The following is an 18,618-nucleotide window of genomic DNA, read 5'->3' as shown; positions in this document are numbered from 1 at the left end:
AAACCCGCCGACGGCACCGCAACATTCCCATCCACCCGCTGATACACCCGAATGCCGCTCAGGCCACCGGAGTCTGTTCCTCCCCCTCGCCCTGCGTCTCGTGCTGCAGCAGTCCCCGCGCGAACCCGCGCAGACGCTCGACCGCGTCCGGGTCCGGCTCCGCCCGGCGGACGAGGGCGTTCTTGATCTCCCGGTAGGTCCTGGCCTCCGGGCCACAACGGCGGCAGTCCGCCAGGTGTACCGCGACCCGGCACACGGTCGCGTCGTCCGTCTCCCCGTCCAGGTATGCCTGCAGGACCCGGCCCGCCTGCATACAGGTCATCGTGCGCTCAGCCGGTTGTCTCCGCTTGGACCACATGCTCACCGTTCACCTCGTCCCGGCACCAGCCCGGCTGCCGCCAGCCGGACGCGGATACGCCTGCGCGCACGGCGCAGTCGGCTCTTCACGGTCGCCTCGCTCGTGCCCAGCGACCCGGCCGCCTCCGCGTACGACAGACCGTCGATGTCCACCAGACGTACCACTTGTCGGTACCTCACGGGCAGGGCCGCCAGAGCGAAATCCACGACTTCGTGGAACGACGGGCCGACCACGACTGGTTTCGCCGACTGCCCGGAAACGCCCGCCGGTGACGGGCGGGGGCCGGTATCCCGGTCACGCCGCGGACGCGGTCCTCGGGCACGACGCCGGTCGGTGCGCTCTTCGTACATAAGAGTGAGGAGCCAGGTCCGCGGCTGCCGGCCGTCGCACCGCTCTAGGGTCCGGTACGCGCGCAGCAGGGTGGCGCGCACGAGCTCCTCGGCGTGGTCCGGTCGCGCGGTCAGCGTCGTCGCCACCCGGAGCAGCATCTCCACCTCGGGCAGCACGCACTCCGCGAACTCCCGTGTTCGCTCCGCCCGGTCATGCGGCGACCGTTCCTCCATGTGACGGAAACCCTTCGTTCCTGATTCGGCATTCCGTTCTCTTGCCCTGCGGAGCGGAAATCCGCTCCACGGGATCCTCTGTTCGGGCGCACAGGGCCACGCGGAGACCGCGCACTACCGGAACGGGAACCTTCCGAACGTTGGCCCATAAGGGGGTGAGGCGGGGCGAGCGAGGGAAAGGCAAAAGTAGGTTCGCCCCCCACAGGTACTGTCGATTGCCCTGTCCCCCCATGCCCGGAGGCGCCTCATGCTGCGAGGCATCGACGTCAGCTCGTACCAGTCGTCCTCGTACGACACGGACGGCCTTTCCTTCGTCTTCATCAAGGCGACGGAAGGCCGGACGTACACCAACCCCAAACTGGCCGCACAGACGAAGACCGCCAGAGACGCGGGCCTCGTCGTCGGCTTCTACCACTTCCTCTGGCCCGGCAACCTGACCGCCCAGGCCGAGTACTTCGTGAGCAAGGCCCCCGAAAAGGGGGGCGACATACTCGCCGTCGACTGGGAGACGACGGGTGACGGCACCCACGCGAGCAATGCCGAGAAGGACCGGTTCATACGGAAGGTGAAGGAACTCCGTCCGAACCACCGGGTCGTCCTCTACACGAACCGCAACTACTGGTTGAACGTCGACACGACCTCCTACGCGGGCGACGGCCTGTGGATCGCGGACTACGTGACCGCGGGCAAGCCCCGCATCCAGGCGAAGTGGCGTTTCCACCAGTACACCGACGACCCGCTGGACAAGAACGTCGCCGACTTCGCCAGCAAGTCCGCGCTGCGGACGTGGGCAGAGGCCTGACCTTCTCTCATCCCGGGTCCTTCCACCCGAGAAGGGAGAAAGAGGGTGCCCGCCGCGCAGCGCGCACGGGCACCCTCTCCTTGCGGGCTCACTTGTTGAGGTGCCCCCAGAACTCCTCGAACGAGAGCAGCTTGTCGCCGTTGAGGTCCTGGGCGGCTATGACGGCCTCGGCCACCGATTCGGTGACGTGCCAGTCGCCCTTCTGGGCCAGGGCGGTCTTGAACTCGGCGGCGGTGATGAACCCGTCACCGTCCTTGTCGATCCGCTGGAACTGCGTGCGTGCTTCCTCGATGTCCGCCACCGGTCCGCCCCTTCATCATGCTTCCGTGCTTTCGTGCCGTACAGCCTTGTCGGCGGGCTCAGACTAACCGGCGAGCCTGGCCCGCAACGCGGCGACCACCCAGGCGAACTCCTCGGTGTGCGCGGGCAGCGGCTCGGTGCCCCGGACGAGCGCGGTGAGCTCCCGGAAACGGGCCATTTCGGCGTGCGCGGCGGACTCCATGCGTTCGAGTACGGCGGCCCGGTCGGCGTTGCCGAGCAGCGGGCCCAGCACCTCTTCGGCGCGCGGCGACTCGGGGGCGATTCCCTGTTCCCGCGCCTGTGCCGCGAGCTGCACCAGGCGGCTCATGAACCACAGGGACGTGCCGGGCGGCACCTCCGGCCCCCGGTCCGCGGCGTTGAACTCGATCGTCCTGCGCATGCGCGCCCGGAATCCGGGGTCCTGCAACAGCTCCGCGAGCTCCACCCAGGCGTCCACCTGCTCGGGCGTCGGGTCATCGGGCAGATCGGCGACGCTGAACCGCATCCGGGTGCGGATGTCGGGGTCCGCGGTCTCGAGGCCCCCGAAGGTCTCCTCCATGAAGTCGTCGATGATGCGTGTGCGTTCGGCGGCCGACAGCCGCGCCAGCTTGTTCATGAGTGTCATCTCCTCCGCGGTCGAACCGCGTCGCGACACGGTCGACAGCACCGCCCGAGTCAGCTTCAGGGCACGGATCTGAGCGTCCAGGGCCGCCACATGCGTGACCGCGACCTCCGCGACCGTCGTCTCGCCCGCCACCACCCTGCGTACGTCGTCCAGGCCGAGGCCCAGCTCCCGTAGCGTGCGGATGAGTTCGAGGCGGGCCACCGAAGCCGCGTCGTACAGCCGGTAGCCGCCCTCGCTGCGGGTCACCGGGGGCAGGACGCCCGCGTCGGACCAGTAGCGGATGGTGCGCACGGAAAGGCCCGTGGCCCGCGCCAGCCGGCCGATGGTGAAAAGTCCGGTGCCGTCGTCGATCATGTCTGAGAGTCTGGGCCCTCCAGTGGCTGGAGACTCAAGCGAGCGCAGGCGCTTCCGGGCGACTTCTCGCGGCTTCTTGCGACTTCTTTTGATTTCTTGCGAAGGGGAACAGGCGTCTTGGCCGGCACTCTGCGGGACATTCTGGATGCGGCGGCTCGTGGGAGCTTCCCTCCCGCCGACGGGGGCGTGACCGTCGTCCGCCAGCACTCCCACCGCGACGCCGGCGTCCTCGCCTTCACCGCCCACTCGGTGGTCTTCACGGACGAGGATCCGGAGTGGGTGCACGAGACACTGGGCTCCCTGAGGTGCGATGCGCTGGCCGCGACCATGAACCCGCGGTTCCTGGTGGCGTTCATGGAGCGTACGGGGCGGTCGAACGACACCATCGACATGCTCGCCGTCGCGTCTCCGCTGCCCGGGGAGCCGTCGGTCGCGCTGACGGAGATCAGCGATCCCGGGCATCCTCGGGTCGTCCGGGCCCGGAAGTACCGTGACGACGTCCGGGTGTGGGCCGCCGACGGCGGTGTGCTCGTTCTGGGGCGCGGGGTCGCGGGGCGGCTGGAGGCCGCGGTCGAGGTGGCCGAGGAGGTACGGCACCGGGGGCTGGGGCGGACGCTTGCGGCGGCCGCGCGGCAGTTGGCGGGCGGGGAGCCTGTCTGGGCCCAGTCGGCACCGGGGAACGCTCGCAGCGTGCGAGCGTTCCAGGCGGCCGGTTACCGCCCCGTGGGGGCGGAGGTGCTGCTTGTCGCCCACTGAGCCGCAAAGCCGTGAGTTCCGGCCCCGGCTTTTCCTCGCCCCCGCCGCCCCTACCCGTCCCATCCCCGGGGGCGCCGCCCCCAGACCCCCGTTCGATGGCTTGGGGGCGGTGGGTTGTGTGCGGGTGGGTGGGTGGGTGGGTGGTTCATCGGCCTGAACGGCCTCGTCCTCAAATGCCGGACGGGCTTAGTGGCACCTGACCTCGGCTGAGCTCCCCAGCCGGGGCATTCCAGCCCCGGCCGCACATTCCAGCCCCTCCGGCGTTTGAGGAGCGGGGGTCCGGGGCGGAGCCCTGGGGATGGGACGGATAGGGGCGGCGGGGCGGGACAACCCTGCTAACGGTCCGGCACCCGCATTTCGAACCATGTCGTCTTGCCGCGAGGCAGCAGGTCGACACCCCAGCGATCCGAGAGTTTGTCGACGAGGAAGAGGCCCCGGCCGCTGATGTCCAGCTCCTGGACGGGCATGAGACAGGGAAGGCCTCGCGAGGGGTCGCGCACCTCGATCCGGATCCACCGGCGCTGGCGGCGCATACGCAGCCCGAAGACACGGGCCCCGGTGTGACGCACGGCGTTGCCGACGAGTTCCGAGACGAGCAGCACCGCGTCCTCGGTCATCTTCGGCGAGAGCCCCCAGTGGCGGAGCACGACGACCTGGGTCAACCGCCGCGCGGTGGCCGCGGACTCGGGGCGGGACGGCAGGGGAACCTCGGCCTCGGCGGGATTGCCGAACAACTCCAGCGCCTTCAGAGCCCGTTCGTCCTCGACAGCAGGCGACCAGCGCGCCGCGGTCGCACTCCCGTGCCGCCGCGGCTGTTCGACACCCTCCAGCCCCGCCATGCCCCCATCATGGCCGCCCATGGCTTGGTTCGGGGCCGTTCCTCAGGAATAGGCCCCCTGGGACCTTCCTTCCCGCGGAGTCCATCTGGCATATGCCGGAGGCAGGGAGGAGGGTGCCGCACACCTTCCGAGCTGCGGCGATTCACCGGAATTGGGCAATCACCAACGGGCCACCCCAGGGTTCACTTAAGACTGTCTTAAGGCTCCGATAAACCGCCCCATTGAGGGACGCGGGTAAGACACCACGTCAACTGCAAGTCGATCAGCGGAACTTGGGGAGTGGAACGCATCACCGCACGCACAGCACCGGGCGGGGTCACACGAACTTCGCCTTGCCCGGCCCCTCCTCGACGAAGCTCCGCATCCCGCGCTCCCGGTCCTCCGTCGCGAACAGCCCCGCGAACCAGTTCCGTTCCACTGCGAGCCCGGTCTCGATGTCCGTCTCCAGGCCCGTGTCGATCGACTCCTTGGCCGCGCGCAGCGCGATCGCCGGGCCCTGGGCGAGCTTCGCCGCCCACTCGTGCGCCTGCGTGTAGACCTCGCCGGCCGGTACGACCCGGTCGACGAGGCCCAGCGTCAGGGCCTCGTCGGCCTTCACCATGCGGCCCGTGAAGATGAGGTCCTTGGCCCGGGACGGGCCGATCAGCCGGGACAGGCGCTGGGTGCCGCCCGCGCCCGGGATCAGGCCCAGCAGGATCTCCGGCTGCCCGAGCTTCGCGTTCTCCCCGGCGATGCGGTAGTCCGCGCAGAGCGCGAGCTCACAGCCACCGCCCAGCGCGTACCCGGTGACGGCGGCCACGACCGGCTTGGGGATGCGCGCCACGGCCGTGAAGGAGTCCTGCAGGGCCCGGGAGCGCACGACCATCGCCGCGTGGTCCATGGCCTGCATCTCCTTGATGTCCGCGCCGGCCGCGAACACCTTCTCCCCGCCGTACAGGACCACCGCGCGCACGTCCGCACGGTTCGCGGCCTCCTCTGCGAGTTCCTTGAGGCGGTCCTGCGTGGCGATGTCCAGCGCGTTCATGGGCGGGCGGTCGAGACGGATGGTGCCGACGCCTTCTGCGACTTCGAGATGCACTGTCATGCAGGCAGGTTAACGGGCACTAACGGCATACGGCCCCGGTGCCGTACCTCACATGCTCACACCGGGGCCGTATGCCGTCGAAGTGCCGTCGAAGGCTCACGCCTTCCACTTCTCCCATGACATGTTCCACCCGTTGAGCCCGTTGTCCGGGTCGACGGTCCGCTCGTTGGCGTTCTTCACGATCACCACGTCGCCGGTCATCGAGCGGTTGAAGAACCAGGCTGCCGAGATGCTCTTGTCGTAGCCGCCGCGCACGTCGCGCAGGCCGATGCAGCCGTGGCTGGCGTTGTAGTTGCCGAAGGCGCCGCCGCCCCAGTAGTTGCCGTGGATGAAGGTGCCGGAGCTCGTCAGGCGCTGGGCGTGCGGGACGTCCTTGATGTCGTACTCGCCGTCGTAGCCGACGGTGTCACCGTTCATACGGGTCACGGTGAGACGTTCGCTGATGACCATCTGCCCGTTCCAGGTGTCGTAGCCGGGCTTGCCGGTGGTGACGGGGATGGTCTTGATGACCTTGCCGTCGCGCTTGACGGTCATCTTCTTCGTCTTGACGTCGACGGTGGAGATCTGGCTGCGGCCTATGGTGAAGGAGACCTTCTTGTCCTGCTCGCCGTAGACGCCGGGGCGGCCCTCGACGCCGTCGAGGTCGATGTCGACCGTCACCTTCGTGCCGGGCTTCCAGTACTTCTCGGGGCGGAAGTCGAGGCGGTCGTTGCCGAACCAGTGACCCTCGACGTCGACGGCCGGCTCGGTCCTGATGGTGATGGCCTTCTCGACGTCCTCGGGAGCCGTGATGCCGCGGGTGAAGCGGAGCGAGAACGGCATGCCGACGCCGACCGTGGAGCCGTCCTCGGGTGTGAAGGTGCCCACGAAGGTGTTCTTCGGCTTCAGCGTGGTGAACGAGGACTCCTCCGTGGCCTTGCGGCCCTCCTTGTCCTCGGCGACGGCACGGACCGTGTACCTGGTGTCCGAGGCGAGGTGGGTCGACGGCGCCCATCCGGCACCGTTCTCCGTGATCTCCCCCGCTATCTCGTCGCCCTTGGAGTCCTTGACCGTGACCTCGGTCAACTTGCCCTTGGCCGCGGTGACCTCAAGGGCACCGCTGGTCTTCACGTCGTCGGCGCCGCTCTTCGGAGCTATGGTCACCACGGCCACGGAGGCCTTGCTCTCCGCCGCGCCGGAACCCTTGTCCCCCTTCCCCCCGCCTGAGCCGGAGTCCGACCCGCCGTCTCCGCCGCCGCACGCGGTCACCGTAAGGAGCAACGCCCCCAGCATCAGCGCCGGTATCCCCTGGCTGCGCCGGCTCCTCCGCGTCCGCGCACCAACCGACGCCCCCGATATCGGTCGCCCGTTCACGTTCGTATCTCCCCTCGCACGGCCTGTTCAGGCCCGCACCCCCAACGCGTCCCGCGCGTTTGTGCGTACGTTAACCGCAAGATCGGGATGGCGGGGGCCTCGTGATGGTCACTGTTCCGTCCCAAGTAGGACCGTCGTGTTCGCCATCCCGTTCCGTCCGGCTCCCCCCATGTCGCCGCCCTGTCGGCCTACTTCACCGCGCCGCCCGCCTTCCACTCCTCCCAGCCCATGTTCCACCCTCCGAGGCCGTTGTCGGGAGAGACCGTCCTGTCATGGCTGTTGACGACCTCGACGACGTCTCCGATGAGGCTGCGGTCGAAGAACCAGCCCGCGGGCGTGCTCGAACTGCCGCCCTTCACATCGCGCAGGCCCACACAACCGTGGCTGACGTTGGTGTTTCCGAAGGCGTCCGGCGCCCAGTAGTTGCCGTGCAGGAAGGTGCCCGAGCGGGTGAGCCGCATGGCGTGGGGGACGTCCGGGATGTCGTACTCGCTCTTGCCGTCGGCCTTCCTGAAGCCGACCGTGGCGCCGTCCATCCGGGTCACCTCCAGCATCTCGGTGACGACCATCTTCCCGTTGTACGTCTTCGTCGTGGGCGCCCCCGCCGTGATGGGGACCGTGGCGAGGAGCCCGTCGCCGCGGGACACCCGCATGGTGTGGGCGGCCGCGTCGACCAGGCTGGCCTGGTGGCGGCCGACCGTGAACGAGAACGTCTTGTGCTGCAGGCCGTACACGCCACGCGAGCCCTCGACGTCCCTCAGCCGCAGTCCCACGGTGACCCGCGTGCCGGGCTTCCAGTAGTGCTCGGGGCGGAAGTCCACCCGGTTCGGGCCGAACCAGTGCGGGCGGATCTCCACGGGGGGCCGTGCGGTCACGGCGATGGCCCGCTCGACGGCGGCCCGGTTCTGGATCGCCCGGTTGAACTCCAGGGACACGATCATGCCGGTGCCGACGGTCGCCCGGTTCTCCGGCATGGCGTAGGCGATGAAGCGCTTCTCGGGGACGTACGTCGTGAAGGTGACGTGGCGGGCCGAGCGGCGGCCGCCTCCGTCGAGGGCCACCGCGTCGACGGTGTATCTCGCGGCGAGCGCGAGTCCCCCGGCGCCGGTGGGGCGCCAGGTCAGGCCGTCGGTGGAGATGCGCCCCCGTACGGGCGACTCCTGTGCGTCCCTCGACACGACGACCTTCACCGACTCCAGGCGCCCGCTGGGCACCCGCACCTCGAACGGCTCGTCGGCGTGCACGTCCTTGCTTCCGTCCGCCGGTGTGACACGGATGGTGCCGCTCGGTGCTCCGGGCTTGCCGTCGAACCCCTCCGGCGTGCACCCGGAGGCCGCGGCCACCAGTCCCACCCATGTCAGTACGGCAGCCAGCGTGACCCCGGCGCGTCGGGGAGCATGTGTGGTGATGGGCACTCGGACCTCTGTTTTTCCGGCCGGGGGCGGGAAGGGTGTCCCCCGGAAAAGTGCAGTACGTGCGGCCCAACGACGGCGCACGCCTCGGGGAAACGTGAGTGCGAGCCACCGTCTGGGCAGAACTGTGGGGAGAACGACACGAGGGGGAACCGAGGCCGGGACGCCTTGGGGGTCCTTGCACCGCCGCGCGACCCGGGCGGGCACAGTGCAAGGACCCCCAAGGGCCCCGCACGGTCGTTCCGCCGAGCCGCAGGAGGCCGTGAGGTGGCGAGCGCACCCGAGCAGGAGGCAGTCCAGGAGGGACGCGGACCATCCGCGCGCCCGGCCGCCGTGCTGAACGGCAGGCGGCGGCGCACGGCGGACGACACCGCGCAGACGCCCGTGTGGCCGGGGGCTCCCATGCCGCTCGGGGCGCGGTTCCGGGTGGGGCCGGACGGAGTGGCGGGAACCAACTTCGCGCTGTGGTCGGGCGGGGCGGAGGCGGTGGAGCTGTGTCTGTTCTCCGCCGAGGGCGTGGAGACGCGCCTCCCGCTCACCGAACTGACGCACGAGATCTGGCACGGCTTCGTGCCGGGCGTGCTGCCCGGCCAGCGGTACGGCTACCGGGTGCACGGCCGCTGGGACCCCTGGACCGGCGCCCGCTGGAACCCGGCGAAGCTGCTCCTCGACCCGTACGCCCGCGCCGTGGACGCGGGCGCGGGGAACGACTACGGCAGGCTGCCGCCCGAGGTGTACGGGCACGTCCGTGACTGGCCGCAGCAGCAGGTCGCGGACACCGTGCGCGACGACCGGGACTCGGCGCCGTACGTACCGAAGGGAGTCGTCGTCCACGACGACGCCCCCGACGACGAATGGGTCGACGACCGCCGCCCGAAGACTCCGTGGGCGGACTCGGTGATCTACGAGCTGCACGTGCGCGGCTTCACGAAGCTGCACCCGGGAATCCCGGAGGAACTGCGCGGCACGTACGCCGGGCTGGCGCACCCGGCGGCGATCGAGCACCTGGTGAAGCTGGATGTGACGGCCGTCGAGCTGCTGCCCGTCCACCAGTTCGCCCACGAGGACCATCTGCTGCGGCGGAACCTGCGCAACTACTGGGGCTACAACTCGATCGGCTACTTCGCGCCGCACGCGGCGTACGCGGCGTCCGGCACGACCGGCCAGCAGGTGGGCGAGTTCAAGCGGATGGTTCGGGCGCTGCACACGGCGGGCATCGAGGTGATCCTCGACGTGGTCTACAACCACACCGCGGAGGCGTCCGAGCTGGGCCCGATGCTGTCGCTGCGCGGGATCGACAACCGCGGCTACTACCGGCTGCAGCACGACGCCCGCCGGTACGCGGACTACACCGGCTGCGGCAACACCCTGCACGTGGTCCAGCCGCACGTCCTCCGGCTCATCACGGACTCGCTGCGCTACTGGGTGACGGAGATGGGGGTGGACGGCTTCCGCTTCGACCTGGCCGCGGCGCTGGCGCGCTCGATGCACGACGTCGACATGCTGTCCCCGTTCCTCGCGGTCATCGCCCAGGACCCGGTGCTGCGGCGTGTGAAGCTGATCGCGGAGCCGTGGGACGTGGGGGCGGGCGGCTACCAGGTGGGCGCGTTCCCGCCCCTGTGGACGGAGTGGAACGACCGGTACCGGGGTGCCGTACGGGACTTCTGGCGCGGCGCCCTGCCCGACGTACGGGACCTGGGGTACCGCCTGTCGGGGTCGAGCGACCTGTACGCGTGGGGCGGCCGGCGCCCCTACGCCTCGGTCAACTTCGTCACCGCGCACGACGGGTTCACGCTGCGCGACCTGGTGTCGTACGAGCGCAAGCACAACGAGGCGAACGGCGAGGGGAACCGGGACGGCACGGACGACAACCGCTCGTGGAACTGCGGGGCGGAGGGCGAGACGGACGACGAGCGCGTCCGCGCCCTGCGCCGCCGCCAGTTGCGGAACCTGCTGACCACCCTGCTGCTGTCGACGGGCGTGCCCATGCTGGTCGCGGGCGACGAGCTGGGCCGGACGCAGGGCGGCAACAACAACGCGTACTGCCAGGACAACGAGACCAGCTGGCTGGACTGGGGGCTGCTCCAGGAGCCCGGCTGGAAGGCGCTGTTCGACCTGACGTCCAGGCTGATCGCGCTGCGCCACGCGCACCCGGTGCTGCGCAGGCGGGCGTTCTTCTCCGGGCGCGCCCACTCGGCGGACGGACTGCGGGACCTCGCGTGGTTCACGGCCCGGGGCACCGAGATGACGGAACAGGACTGGTACGCGCCCGCCGCCACCCTCGGCATGTACCTCTCCGGCCGGGACATCCCGGGCCGTGACGCACGTGGTGTGCCGGTGGTCGACGAGAGCTTCCTGGCCGTGCTGCACGCGGCGGACCGCCCGGTGTCCTTCGTCCTGCCGGGTCCGCCGTGGGCCGAGCGGTACGAGGTGCTCGTCGACACCTCCCGCGAGGACCAGGAGGGTCCGCCGGGCGTGGAGCACCGGGCGGGGACGGAGATCACGGTGCCGGCGCGGGCGGTGTTGTTGCTGCGGGTTCTCTGAGAGCCGGATGACCGGATGGCCGGATGGTGCTGTGGGCATCCCCGTTCCGGGGGGTTCGAACGCGAGTGCCTCGAACACGCGGCTCGCAGGCCCGGGGACCGAATCCGCTCCGGCCAAAACTCGGTGGGCAGTGTCAGTGCCGATCCGTACGCTCCGAGTGATGCCCACACAACCCGCACCCGCCAAGGACCACTCGGACCGGTCCACCGTCCGTACTCTCGTGCGTCTGTGGCCGTATGTCCGGCCCGTCCGCGCCCGGCTGCTCACCGCCGCCGCGGTCGCGATCCTCGCCTCGTGCGTGGGCCTGGTGATCCCGCTCGTCCTCAAGTGGATGGTCGACGGGCCGATCGCCGACCGCGACCCTGCGGGCGTGTGGCTGGGGGCGCTGTACCTGCTGCTGCTCGGGCTCGCCGAGGCGGGGCTGTTCGGGTTGCGGAGGTGGCTGGTGGCGCGGCCGCTGGCGGGCGTCGAGGCGGGGATGCGGGCGGATCTGTACGGGCATCTGCAGCGGCTGCCGGTCGCCTTCCACGACCGTTGGGCCTCGGGGCAGCTGCTGTCCCGAGGGACGACGGACCTGATGCTGCTCCGTCTGTTCCTCGCCTTTCCGCTGACGTTCCTGCTGGTCAACGGGGTGACGATCCTGGTCGGCCTGTTCATCATGCTGATGCAGGACTGGACGCTCGGGCTGCTGATCCTGGGTCCGACCATCCCCGTCATCGTCACCTGCTCCGTCTTCGAGAAGCGGTACGCCGGCGTGGCGCGGCTCGCCCAGGACCAGGTGGGCGATCTGACGACGGTCGTCGAGGAGAGCGTCCTCGGGATCAGGATCATCAAGGGGTTCGGGCGGCACCGCAGCCAGGCACGGGCCTTCCGCGATCTGGCCCTGACCCTGCGCGGGACCGAGCTGCGCAAGGCCCGGCTGCTCTCCGCCATCTGGGCCGTGATCATCACCCTGCCCGAACTGGCCATCGGCGCGGCGCTGGTGCTCGGCACGATCCAGGTCGCGGACGGCGAGCTCTCCGCGGGCACGCTGGTCGCCTTCCTGTCCACCGCGCTCGCCCTGCGCTGGCCGATCGACTCGATCGGCTTCCTGCTGGCGATGACGCAGGAGGCCGCCACGGCGACCGAACGGTACTTCGAGGTCATGGACGCGGAGCCGGAGCCGGAGACCGCGGAGGGTGCCGCCGCGGGTACGGGCGGGGCGGCGGACACGAACGCCGGGCTCCGCTTCCACGACGTCCGGTTCCGTTATCCCGACGCCCCGGAGGACTCCCCTCCCGTCCTCGACCTCATCGACCTCCACATCCGCCCCGGCGAGTCCATGGCCCTGGTCGGGGCGACCGGCAGCGGCAAGACGACACTCACGGCCCTGGTCCCCCGTCTGCACGAGGTGACATCGGGGCGGATCACGCTGGACGGGCGGGACATCACCGCGATGCCCCGGCAGACGCTGCGCGAACTCGTCGCCGTCGCCTTCGAGGAACCCACCCTCTTCTCGGCGAGCGTCGGGGAGAACGTGCTGATGGGAGCGGACGACAGCGCGGGCAGGACTGAACTGGACCGGGCACTCGCCGTCGCCCAGGCCGGTTTCACGCACTCGCTGCCCCGGGGCACGGACACCCAGGTCGGCGAGCAGGGCCTGAGCCTGTCCGGGGGCCAGCGGCAGCGGCTCGCACTGGCGCGGGCGGTCGTGGGCCGCCCGCGCTTCCTCGTGCTGGACGACCCGCTGTCCGCCCTGGACGTCCACACGGAGGCCGCGGTCGAGGCGGCCCTGCGCCAGGTGCTCGACCGGACCACGGCGCTGATCGTGGCGCACCGCCCGTCCACGGTGCTCCTCGCCGACCGTGTCGCCCTGCTCTCCGGGGGCCGCATCGCCGCCGTGGGCACCCACCACGAACTGCTGCGCACGAACGCCGAGTACGCCTGGCTGATGTCGGGCGCGGACACCCCGCACACCCCGCACACCTCTCAGACCGCCGACGGCCGCGAGGAGGCCCACCGATGACGGCGCCCACGACGCCCGCGCCGACCACCACCGACGACGACCCGGACCTCCCCGGACGGGACGCCGCCGGCGACCCGTTCGACCACGACGCGCTGCCCACGCCGCCCGGCGCCACAGCCACTCTCCTGCGCTCCCTGCTGGCCCCGATGAAGGCCCGCGTCGCCCTCACCACGTTCCTGCTGCTGCTCCAGCAGGCGGCCGTGCAGGCGGGCCCACTGCTCGTCGCGTACGCCATCGACAGTGCCGTACCCGCGTTCCGCCGCGCCGACCACGGTCCGCTGATCGCGGTGGCCGTGGCCTATCTGCTGTGCGCGGTGGCGTCCGGCGGGCTCCAGTACGCCTTCATCGGCGTCGCCGCCCGCGTCAACCAGGACGTGCTGCTCGACCTGCGCGGCCGTATCTTCCGGCACGCCCAGGCGCTGAGCGTCGACTTCCACGAGCGATACACCTCGGGCCGGCTGATCTCCCGGTCCACGACGGACGTCGAGTCGCTGCGCGAGCTGCTGAACGAGGGTCTTCAGGAGCTCGTCACCGTCATCCTGTCCTTCGTCTACATCTCGGTGATGCTGCTCTGGCTGGACCTCTCTCTGGGCGCGGTCGCGGTGGCGTCGTTCGTCCCGCTGTACGCCCTGGTCCGGATGTACCGGCGGCGCGCCGCCCGGGTGTACAAGCTGCGCTCCACCGCGATCGCCGCCGTCATCGTGAAGTTCGTGGAGACGATGAACGGCATCCGCCCGGTGCGCGCGTTCCGCCGCGAGACCGCCAACGACGCCGAGTTCAAGGTGCTCAACCGGCGTCACGAGCGCACCAACGGCGACGCGATGCTGGAGATGGCCCGCTATGTGGTCGGCTCGCGCATCGTCGCCAACATCGCGGTCGCGGGGATCGTGCTGTGGGGCGCGTACCGGGTGGCCGACGGCACGCTGGCCCTCGGTGTGCTGGCGGCCGCGGTGCTGTACCTGCGCCGGCTGTACGACCCGATAGACCGGCTCGGCATGTTCCTGAACTCCTACCAGTCGGCGGCGGCCTCGCTGGAGAAGATCGCGGGCCTGCTGGCCCAGACGCCCTCGGTGCCGGAGCCGTCGACACCCAAGGAACTGCCCGCTCTTCAGTCCGCGTACCCGGGCCGCGAGGTCGTCTTCGACGGTGTGCGCTTCGCCTACCGCACCGGCGGCGAGGTGCTCCCCCGCTTCGACCTGACCCTCCCGGCCGGGCAGACGGTCGCCGTCGTCGGCACGACCGGCGCCGGAAAGTCCACCCTGGCCAAGCTGCTGGCCCGCTTCTACGACCCCTCCGACGGCCGTGTCCTCCTCGACGGCGTCGACCTGCGCGACCTCGCCGTGCCCGAGCTGCGGCGCGGCGTCGTCATGGTCACCCAGGAGGCGTTCCTGTTCTCCGGCACGGTCGCCGAGAACATCGCCATCGGCCGCCCCGACGCCACACGCGCCGACATCGAGCGGGCCGCGAAGGCGATCGGCGCCCACGACTTCATCAGCACCCTGCCGGACGGGTACGACACGGACGTACGCAAGCGGGGCGGCCGGATCTCCGCCGGGCAACGCCAACTGGTCGCGTTCGCCCGGGCGTTGCTCGCCGACCCGGCGGTGCTGATCCTCGACGAGGCGACCAGCTCACTGGACGTGCCCGGCGAGCGAGCCGTCCAGCGCGCCATGTCGACCGTGCTGAGGGGCCGCACGGCCGTCGTGATCGCCCACCGGCTGTCGACCGTGGAGATCGCCGACCGGGTGCTCGTCATGGAGCACGGCCGGGTCGTCGAGGACGGCGCACCGGCCGAACTCGTCGCGGACACGGGCCGGTTCGCGGATCTGCATCGCGCCTGGCGGGAGAGCCTCGCCTAGGTCCTGTGACGACAGGGCCCGGCGGACCGGAGATCGTTCGGAAAACGAGGGGGTGGCGGATGGTCGACGCGCACGGGGATCCGGGGGTGCCCGGCTGTCGCAGCGGTGGTGGGTATCTGTGGTGGCTGGTCACCCGTCAGTGGAGGAGATCCCTCGCCGGTGCGGTGATCGCCAGCGTCTGGATGGGGCTGCTGGCGCTGCCGCCCTACCTGCTCTCCCGCGCGATCGACGACGGCCTGGAGCCATCGGACGGGGCCGCGCTGGTCGGCTGGACCACCGCTCTGCTGGCCGCCGGGACACTCAACGCCTTTCTGGGACTCCTGCGGCATCGCACCATGACCCAGCTCCGGATGGACGGCAACTTCCGTACGGTCAAGGTCGTGGTCGACCAGGCGACCCGGCTCGGGGCCGTGCTGCCTGGGCGGACCGGCGCCGGGGAGGTCGTCACGATCGGCGTCGGCGACGTCCAGACGATCGCCTTCTCCCTGACCGCCGTCGGGCCCGGTGTCGCCGCGATCGTCGTGTACGGCATCGTGGCCGCGCTGCTGCTGTCGGTCTCGCTGCAGCTCGCCGTGGTGGTGCTGCTCGGGGTGCCCCTGATCGCCGTACTCGTGGGGCCGCTGATGGGCCGGCTACAGGGGGCGGAGACCGAGTACCGCGAGCGGCAGGGCGTGCTGACCGCCCGGATCGGCGACCTCGCGGGCGGTCTGCGGGTCCTCAACGGCCTCGGCGGCAAGGGGCTGTTCGCCGACGCGTTCCGGCGTGACTCGGGGGCCCTGCGGGCGCAGGGGTACCGCGTCGGGTCGGTGACGAGCTGGATGCAGGCCCTCGGCCTCGGTCTGCCGACGCTGTTCCTCGCCGTGGTGACCTGGCTGGCCGCCCGCCTGGCGGCCCAAGGCGAGATCTCCATCGGTGAGTTGGTGGCGGTGTACGGCTATGTCGCGGTCCTGGTGGTACCGGTGGCCTTCTTCGTCGAGTGCGGTTACCAACTCAGCCGGGGCGTGGTGGCCGCGCGGCGCGTCGTACGGTTCCTGGCCCTGGAGCCCGTCGCCAGTGGCCCCGACGCCCTGGACGCGCCGTCCTCCGAGGCGGTGCTGTGCGATCCCGAGTCCGGTGTGCGCGTGGTGCCGGGACGGCTGACCGCGCTGGTCGGCGCCCGGCCCGGCGACCTGGCCACCGTGGTCGACCGCCTCGGCCGGTACACCGAGTCGGCGGCCACGTGGGGCGTCGCGCGCCTCGACGGGATCGATCTGGCGCAGGTGCGCGAGCGGATCCTGGTCGCGGACAACGAGGCCGACCTGTTCGCCGGGACGCTGCGCGACCTGGTCTCCGGCCGCCGGGACCACGGGGTCGGCGACGACGACATCGCCCGCGCTGTGCGCGCGGCCGTGGCCGACGACATCGTGCGGGGTCTGCCGGACGGTCTCGACTCGGCCGTCGACGCGCAGGGCCGCAACCTCTCCGGCGGCCAGCGGCAGCGCGTACGCCTGGCCCGGGCTCTGCTCGCCGATCCCGAGGTGCTGCTCGCGGTCGAACCCACCTCGGCGCTCGACGCCCACACCGAGGCCACCGTCGCCGCCCGGCTGCGCGCCGCCCGCGCGGGCCGTACGACCGTCGTCACCACCACCTCTCCGCTGCTGCTGAACCAGGTGGACACCGTGTGCTTCCTGGTCGACGGCAAGGTCACCGCCACCGGATCCCATGACCGGCTCCTCGTCGAGGAGCCGGAATACCGTGCGCTGGTGGCCCGGGACACGGAAGTGGGCATCGAGGAGGGCTCCCGGTGAGCGCGCAGCTTCCCGTCGCCGAACCCGCCGAGGTGCGCCGCGCCGCGTTCCGGCTGGTCCGGGCCGACCGGCGAGCCTTCGCCGTCGTGCTCGGCCTCAACTCGGCGGCCGCCGGGGTGGGGCTGGTCGGGCCCTGGCTGCTCGGGCGGATCATCGACGAAGTCCGGGCCGGGAGCGGTGTGGACGTCGTGGACCGGATGGCGCTCGCCATCGTGGTGTGCGCGGTGGCGCAACTCCTGCTGGCCCGATGGGCCCGGTACATGGGACATCGCTTCGGGGAGCGGACCTTGGCGCGCATCCGCGAGACGTTCGTCGAACGCGCGCTGGCTCTGCCCGCCTCGGTGGTGGAGCGGGCCGGGACGGGCGATCTGACCGCGCGCGGCACCGCCGATGTCACCACCGTGGGCACCACCCTGCGCGACGCCGGCCCGGAACTGCTGATCACCTCGGTCCAGGCGCTGTTCATCCTGAGCGCGGTCTTCGTACTCGACCCACTGCTCGGCGCCTGCGGAAGTCTCGGTCTGCTCGGCATCTGGTTCGCCCTGCGCTGGTATCTGCGCAGGGCGCGTACCGCCTATCTCGCCGAGGGCGCGGCCACGTCGGAGGTCGCCGAGATCGTCGCGGCCACCGCGTCCGGCGCCCGCACGGTCGAGGCGTTCGGGCTGCAGCGGCGCCGGATCACCGCGAGCCGGGAGGCGCTTGAGACCTCCCGCCGCACCCGGATGCGGACCCTGTTCCTGCGCAACGTGTTCTTCCCTTCGGTGGAGATCTCGTACGAGATCCCGGTGGTCGCCGTGCTGCTGGTGGGCGGCACGCTGCACGCGGGGGGCGGGATGAGCCTGGGCACGGTGGTCACCGCGGCGTTGTATCTGCGGCAGCTGAGCGAGCCGCTGGACCTGCTTCTGCAGCGGGTCGAGCAACTCCAGTCCAGCAGCGCCTCGTTCGCCCGTGTGGAGGGCCTGGCCCGGGCCCCACGGACGGGCTCCGACCGCTCTCCGGCTCCGGCTCCGGCGGGCGACCGTATCGACGTGACCGGTGTGCGCTACGCGTACGACCGTGGCGGCGAGGTGCTGCACGGGGTCGACCTCACGGTGAAGCCGGGCGAGCGACTGGCGGTCGTCGGGCCCTCCGGTGCCGGGAAGTCCACACTGTGCCGGCTGCTCGCGGGCATCGACGCGCCGCGTTCCGGGTCGGTGACGGTGGGCGGGGTGCCCATCGCGGCGCTGGACCCCGAGCAGCTGCGGCGGCAGGTCGTGCTGGTCACCCAGGAGCACCATGTGTTCCTGGGCACGGTCCGGGACAACCTGCTCATCGCCGAACCGGGCGCCACCGACGGCGAGTTGTGGGCGGCGCTGGCCGCGGTCGGCGCCGGTGACTGGGCGGGCGAGCTGCCGGCCGGCCTGGACACCGAGCTGGGCTCCGACGGCTACCGGACGGACGGCTCGCAGGCACAGCAACTGGCCCTGGCACGCGTGGTGCTGGCCGATCCGCACACGGTGATCCTGGACGAGGCGACCGCGCTTCTGGACCCGACGACGGCACGGCACACGGAGCGTGCGCTGGCCGCCGTACTCGAAGGGCGCACGGTGATCGCCATCGCCCACCGTCTGCACACGGCGCACGACGCGGACCGGGTGGCGGTGATGGAGGACGGCCGCCTGACCGAACTGGGCACGCACGACGAGCTGGTGACGGCGGACGGCGCGTACGCGGCGCTGTGGGGGTCGTGGCACGGGGACAGGCCGTCACCGGGCTGACGGCTTACGACCCATGGCTCACCGCTTGGACATGAGCAAGGTGACGGCTCCGCATATCGAACACGTCCACCCGGAAAACGGAATATTTCGGCAAAGTTGTTGACGCGCTCCTGACAGACCTGAGCTTTCCTGCCACTCTTCCCACGGCTGCGTCACAGCAATCCCACAGACACCGCCGCACCGTGCCGCAGCGCATGTGCCGCACGTGGTTCCGCGTTCC

Annotated in this window: 15 protein-coding genes; 7 read left to right on the top strand and 8 right to left on the bottom strand. The window is 70.9% G+C overall.

The features are described from left to right. Positions 1 to 58: 58 nt before the first annotated feature. Together E0500_RS17270 and E0500_RS17265 are read right to left on the bottom strand one after the other, a co-directional pair. Entirely contained in the window at positions 59 to 313 is a 255-nt protein-coding gene (locus E0500_RS17270) for a zf-HC2 domain-containing protein (protein WP_258572823.1), read from the bottom strand. Between the two features lie 47 nt (positions 314 to 360). Beyond that, positions 361 to 921: an RNA polymerase sigma factor gene (locus E0500_RS17265; RefSeq protein WP_131566077.1), complete on the bottom strand. Its 561-nt coding sequence runs from the start codon at positions 919 to 921 to the stop codon at positions 361 to 363. Between the two features lie 247 nt (positions 922 to 1,168). On the opposite strand from E0500_RS17265, the gene E0500_RS17260 reads away from it, so the two are divergent. Further along, positions 1,169 to 1,723, top strand: a complete 555-nt coding sequence (locus E0500_RS17260) for a glycoside hydrolase family 25 protein (protein ID WP_131566079.1) — start codon at positions 1,169 to 1,171, stop codon at positions 1,721 to 1,723. Between the two features lie 88 nt (positions 1,724 to 1,811). Here E0500_RS17260 and E0500_RS17255 read toward each other — a convergent pair whose 3' ends face one another. Both E0500_RS17255 and E0500_RS17250 read right to left on the bottom strand, forming a co-directional pair. Further along, positions 1,812 to 2,024 carry an EF-hand domain-containing protein gene (locus E0500_RS17255; RefSeq protein ID WP_131566082.1) on the bottom strand — a complete coding sequence of 71 codons (213 nt, stop codon included), beginning with the start codon at positions 2,022 to 2,024 and terminating at the stop codon, positions 1,812 to 1,814. A 63-nt stretch (positions 2,025 to 2,087) separates the two neighbouring features. After that, a complete protein-coding gene (locus E0500_RS17250; protein ID WP_131566085.1) occupies positions 2,088 to 3,002 on the bottom strand; it encodes a MerR family transcriptional regulator in 915 nt (304 codons plus the stop codon). Between the two features lie 117 nt (positions 3,003 to 3,119). On the opposite strand from E0500_RS17250, the gene E0500_RS17245 reads away from it, so the two are divergent. After that, on the top strand, positions 3,120 to 3,758 hold the full coding sequence (locus E0500_RS17245; RefSeq protein WP_181587032.1) for a GNAT family N-acetyltransferase: 639 nt from the start codon (positions 3,120 to 3,122) through the stop codon (positions 3,756 to 3,758). Positions 3,759 to 4,093: 335 nt separating this feature from the next. Here E0500_RS17245 and E0500_RS17240 read toward each other — a convergent pair whose 3' ends face one another. From E0500_RS17240 to E0500_RS17225, 4 genes are all read right to left on the bottom strand, one after another. Further along, positions 4,094 to 4,597 carry an ATP-binding protein gene (locus E0500_RS17240; RefSeq protein ID WP_131561189.1) on the bottom strand — a complete coding sequence of 168 codons (504 nt, stop codon included), beginning with the start codon at positions 4,595 to 4,597 and terminating at the stop codon, positions 4,094 to 4,096. A gap of 316 nt (positions 4,598 to 4,913) precedes the next feature. Continuing rightward, entirely contained in the window at positions 4,914 to 5,681 is a 768-nt protein-coding gene (locus E0500_RS17235) for an enoyl-CoA hydratase/isomerase family protein (RefSeq protein WP_131561191.1), read from the bottom strand. 96 nt (positions 5,682 to 5,777) lie between these two features. Next, a complete protein-coding gene (locus tag E0500_RS17230) occupies positions 5,778 to 7,034 on the bottom strand; it encodes an Ig-like domain-containing protein (RefSeq protein WP_131561193.1) in 1,257 nt (418 codons plus the stop codon). Positions 7,035 to 7,222: 188 nt separating this feature from the next. Then, on the bottom strand, positions 7,223 to 8,449 hold the full coding sequence (locus E0500_RS17225) for an Ig-like domain-containing protein (RefSeq protein WP_131561195.1): 1,227 nt from the start codon (positions 8,447 to 8,449) through the stop codon (positions 7,223 to 7,225). Positions 8,450 to 8,713: 264 nt separating this feature from the next. Here E0500_RS17225 and glgX point away from each other — a divergent pair, with 264 nt between their 5' ends. From glgX to E0500_RS17200, 5 genes are all read left to right on the top strand, one after another. Further along, on the top strand, positions 8,714 to 10,990 hold the full coding sequence (glgX, locus tag E0500_RS17220) for a glycogen debranching protein GlgX (protein WP_131561197.1): 2,277 nt from the start codon (positions 8,714 to 8,716) through the stop codon (positions 10,988 to 10,990). 160 nt (positions 10,991 to 11,150) lie between these two features. Continuing rightward, complete coding sequence (locus E0500_RS17215) at positions 11,151 to 12,995, top strand: ABC transporter ATP-binding protein (protein ID WP_131561199.1); 1,845 nt, start codon at positions 11,151 to 11,153, stop codon at positions 12,993 to 12,995. After that, positions 12,992 to 14,854, top strand: coding sequence for an ABC transporter ATP-binding protein (locus tag E0500_RS17210; protein ID WP_131561201.1), 1,863 nt, complete (start codon positions 12,992 to 12,994; stop codon positions 14,852 to 14,854). The genes E0500_RS17215 and E0500_RS17210 overlap by 4 nt, the downstream gene beginning before the upstream one ends. Before the next feature lie 59 nt (positions 14,855 to 14,913). Further along, positions 14,914 to 16,641, top strand: a complete 1,728-nt coding sequence (locus tag E0500_RS17205; protein WP_131561203.1) for an ABC transporter ATP-binding protein — start codon at positions 14,914 to 14,916, stop codon at positions 16,639 to 16,641. Next, the gene (locus E0500_RS17200; protein WP_131561205.1) at positions 16,638 to 18,398 is read left to right on the top strand and encodes an ABC transporter ATP-binding protein; all 1,761 of its coding nucleotides are present in this window, start codon (positions 16,638 to 16,640) and stop codon (positions 18,396 to 18,398) included. The genes E0500_RS17205 and E0500_RS17200 overlap by 4 nt, the downstream gene beginning before the upstream one ends. Positions 18,399 to 18,618 lie beyond the last annotated feature (220 nt).

Source organism: Streptomyces sp. KM273126, assembly GCF_004337435.2.
Classification (GTDB): domain Bacteria; phylum Actinomycetota; class Actinomycetes; order Streptomycetales; family Streptomycetaceae; genus Streptomyces; species Streptomyces acidicola.
Note: the sequence above shows the minus strand (reverse complement) of the source record. Positions and strands in the feature narration are given on the sequence as shown.

Excerpts from the sequence above, each read along its gene's own strand:
- E0500_RS17250 (WP_131566085.1), bottom strand. The coding sequence starts at position 3,002 with ATGATCGACGACGGCACCGGACTTTTCACCATCGGCCGGCTGGCGCGG.
- E0500_RS17260 (WP_131566079.1), top strand. The coding sequence starts at position 1,169 with ATGCTGCGAGGCATCGACGTCAGCTCGTACCAGTCGTCCTCGTACGAC.
- E0500_RS17270 (WP_258572823.1), bottom strand. The coding sequence starts at position 313 with ATGCAGGCGGGCCGGGTCCTGCAGGCATACCTGGACGGGGAGACGGAC.
- E0500_RS17205 (WP_131561203.1), top strand. The coding sequence starts at position 14,914 with ATGGTCGACGCGCACGGGGATCCGGGGGTGCCCGGCTGTCGCAGCGGT.
- E0500_RS17215 (WP_131561199.1), top strand. The coding sequence starts at position 11,151 with ATGCCCACACAACCCGCACCCGCCAAGGACCACTCGGACCGGTCCACC.
- E0500_RS17240 (WP_131561189.1), bottom strand. The coding sequence starts at position 4,597 with ATGGCGGGGCTGGAGGGTGTCGAACAGCCGCGGCGGCACGGGAGTGCG.
- E0500_RS17210 (WP_131561201.1), top strand. The coding sequence starts at position 12,992 with ATGACGGCGCCCACGACGCCCGCGCCGACCACCACCGACGACGACCCG.
- E0500_RS17235 (WP_131561191.1), bottom strand. The coding sequence starts at position 5,681 with ATGACAGTGCATCTCGAAGTCGCAGAAGGCGTCGGCACCATCCGTCTC.
- E0500_RS17265 (WP_131566077.1), bottom strand. The coding sequence starts at position 921 with ATGGAGGAACGGTCGCCGCATGACCGGGCGGAGCGAACACGGGAGTTC.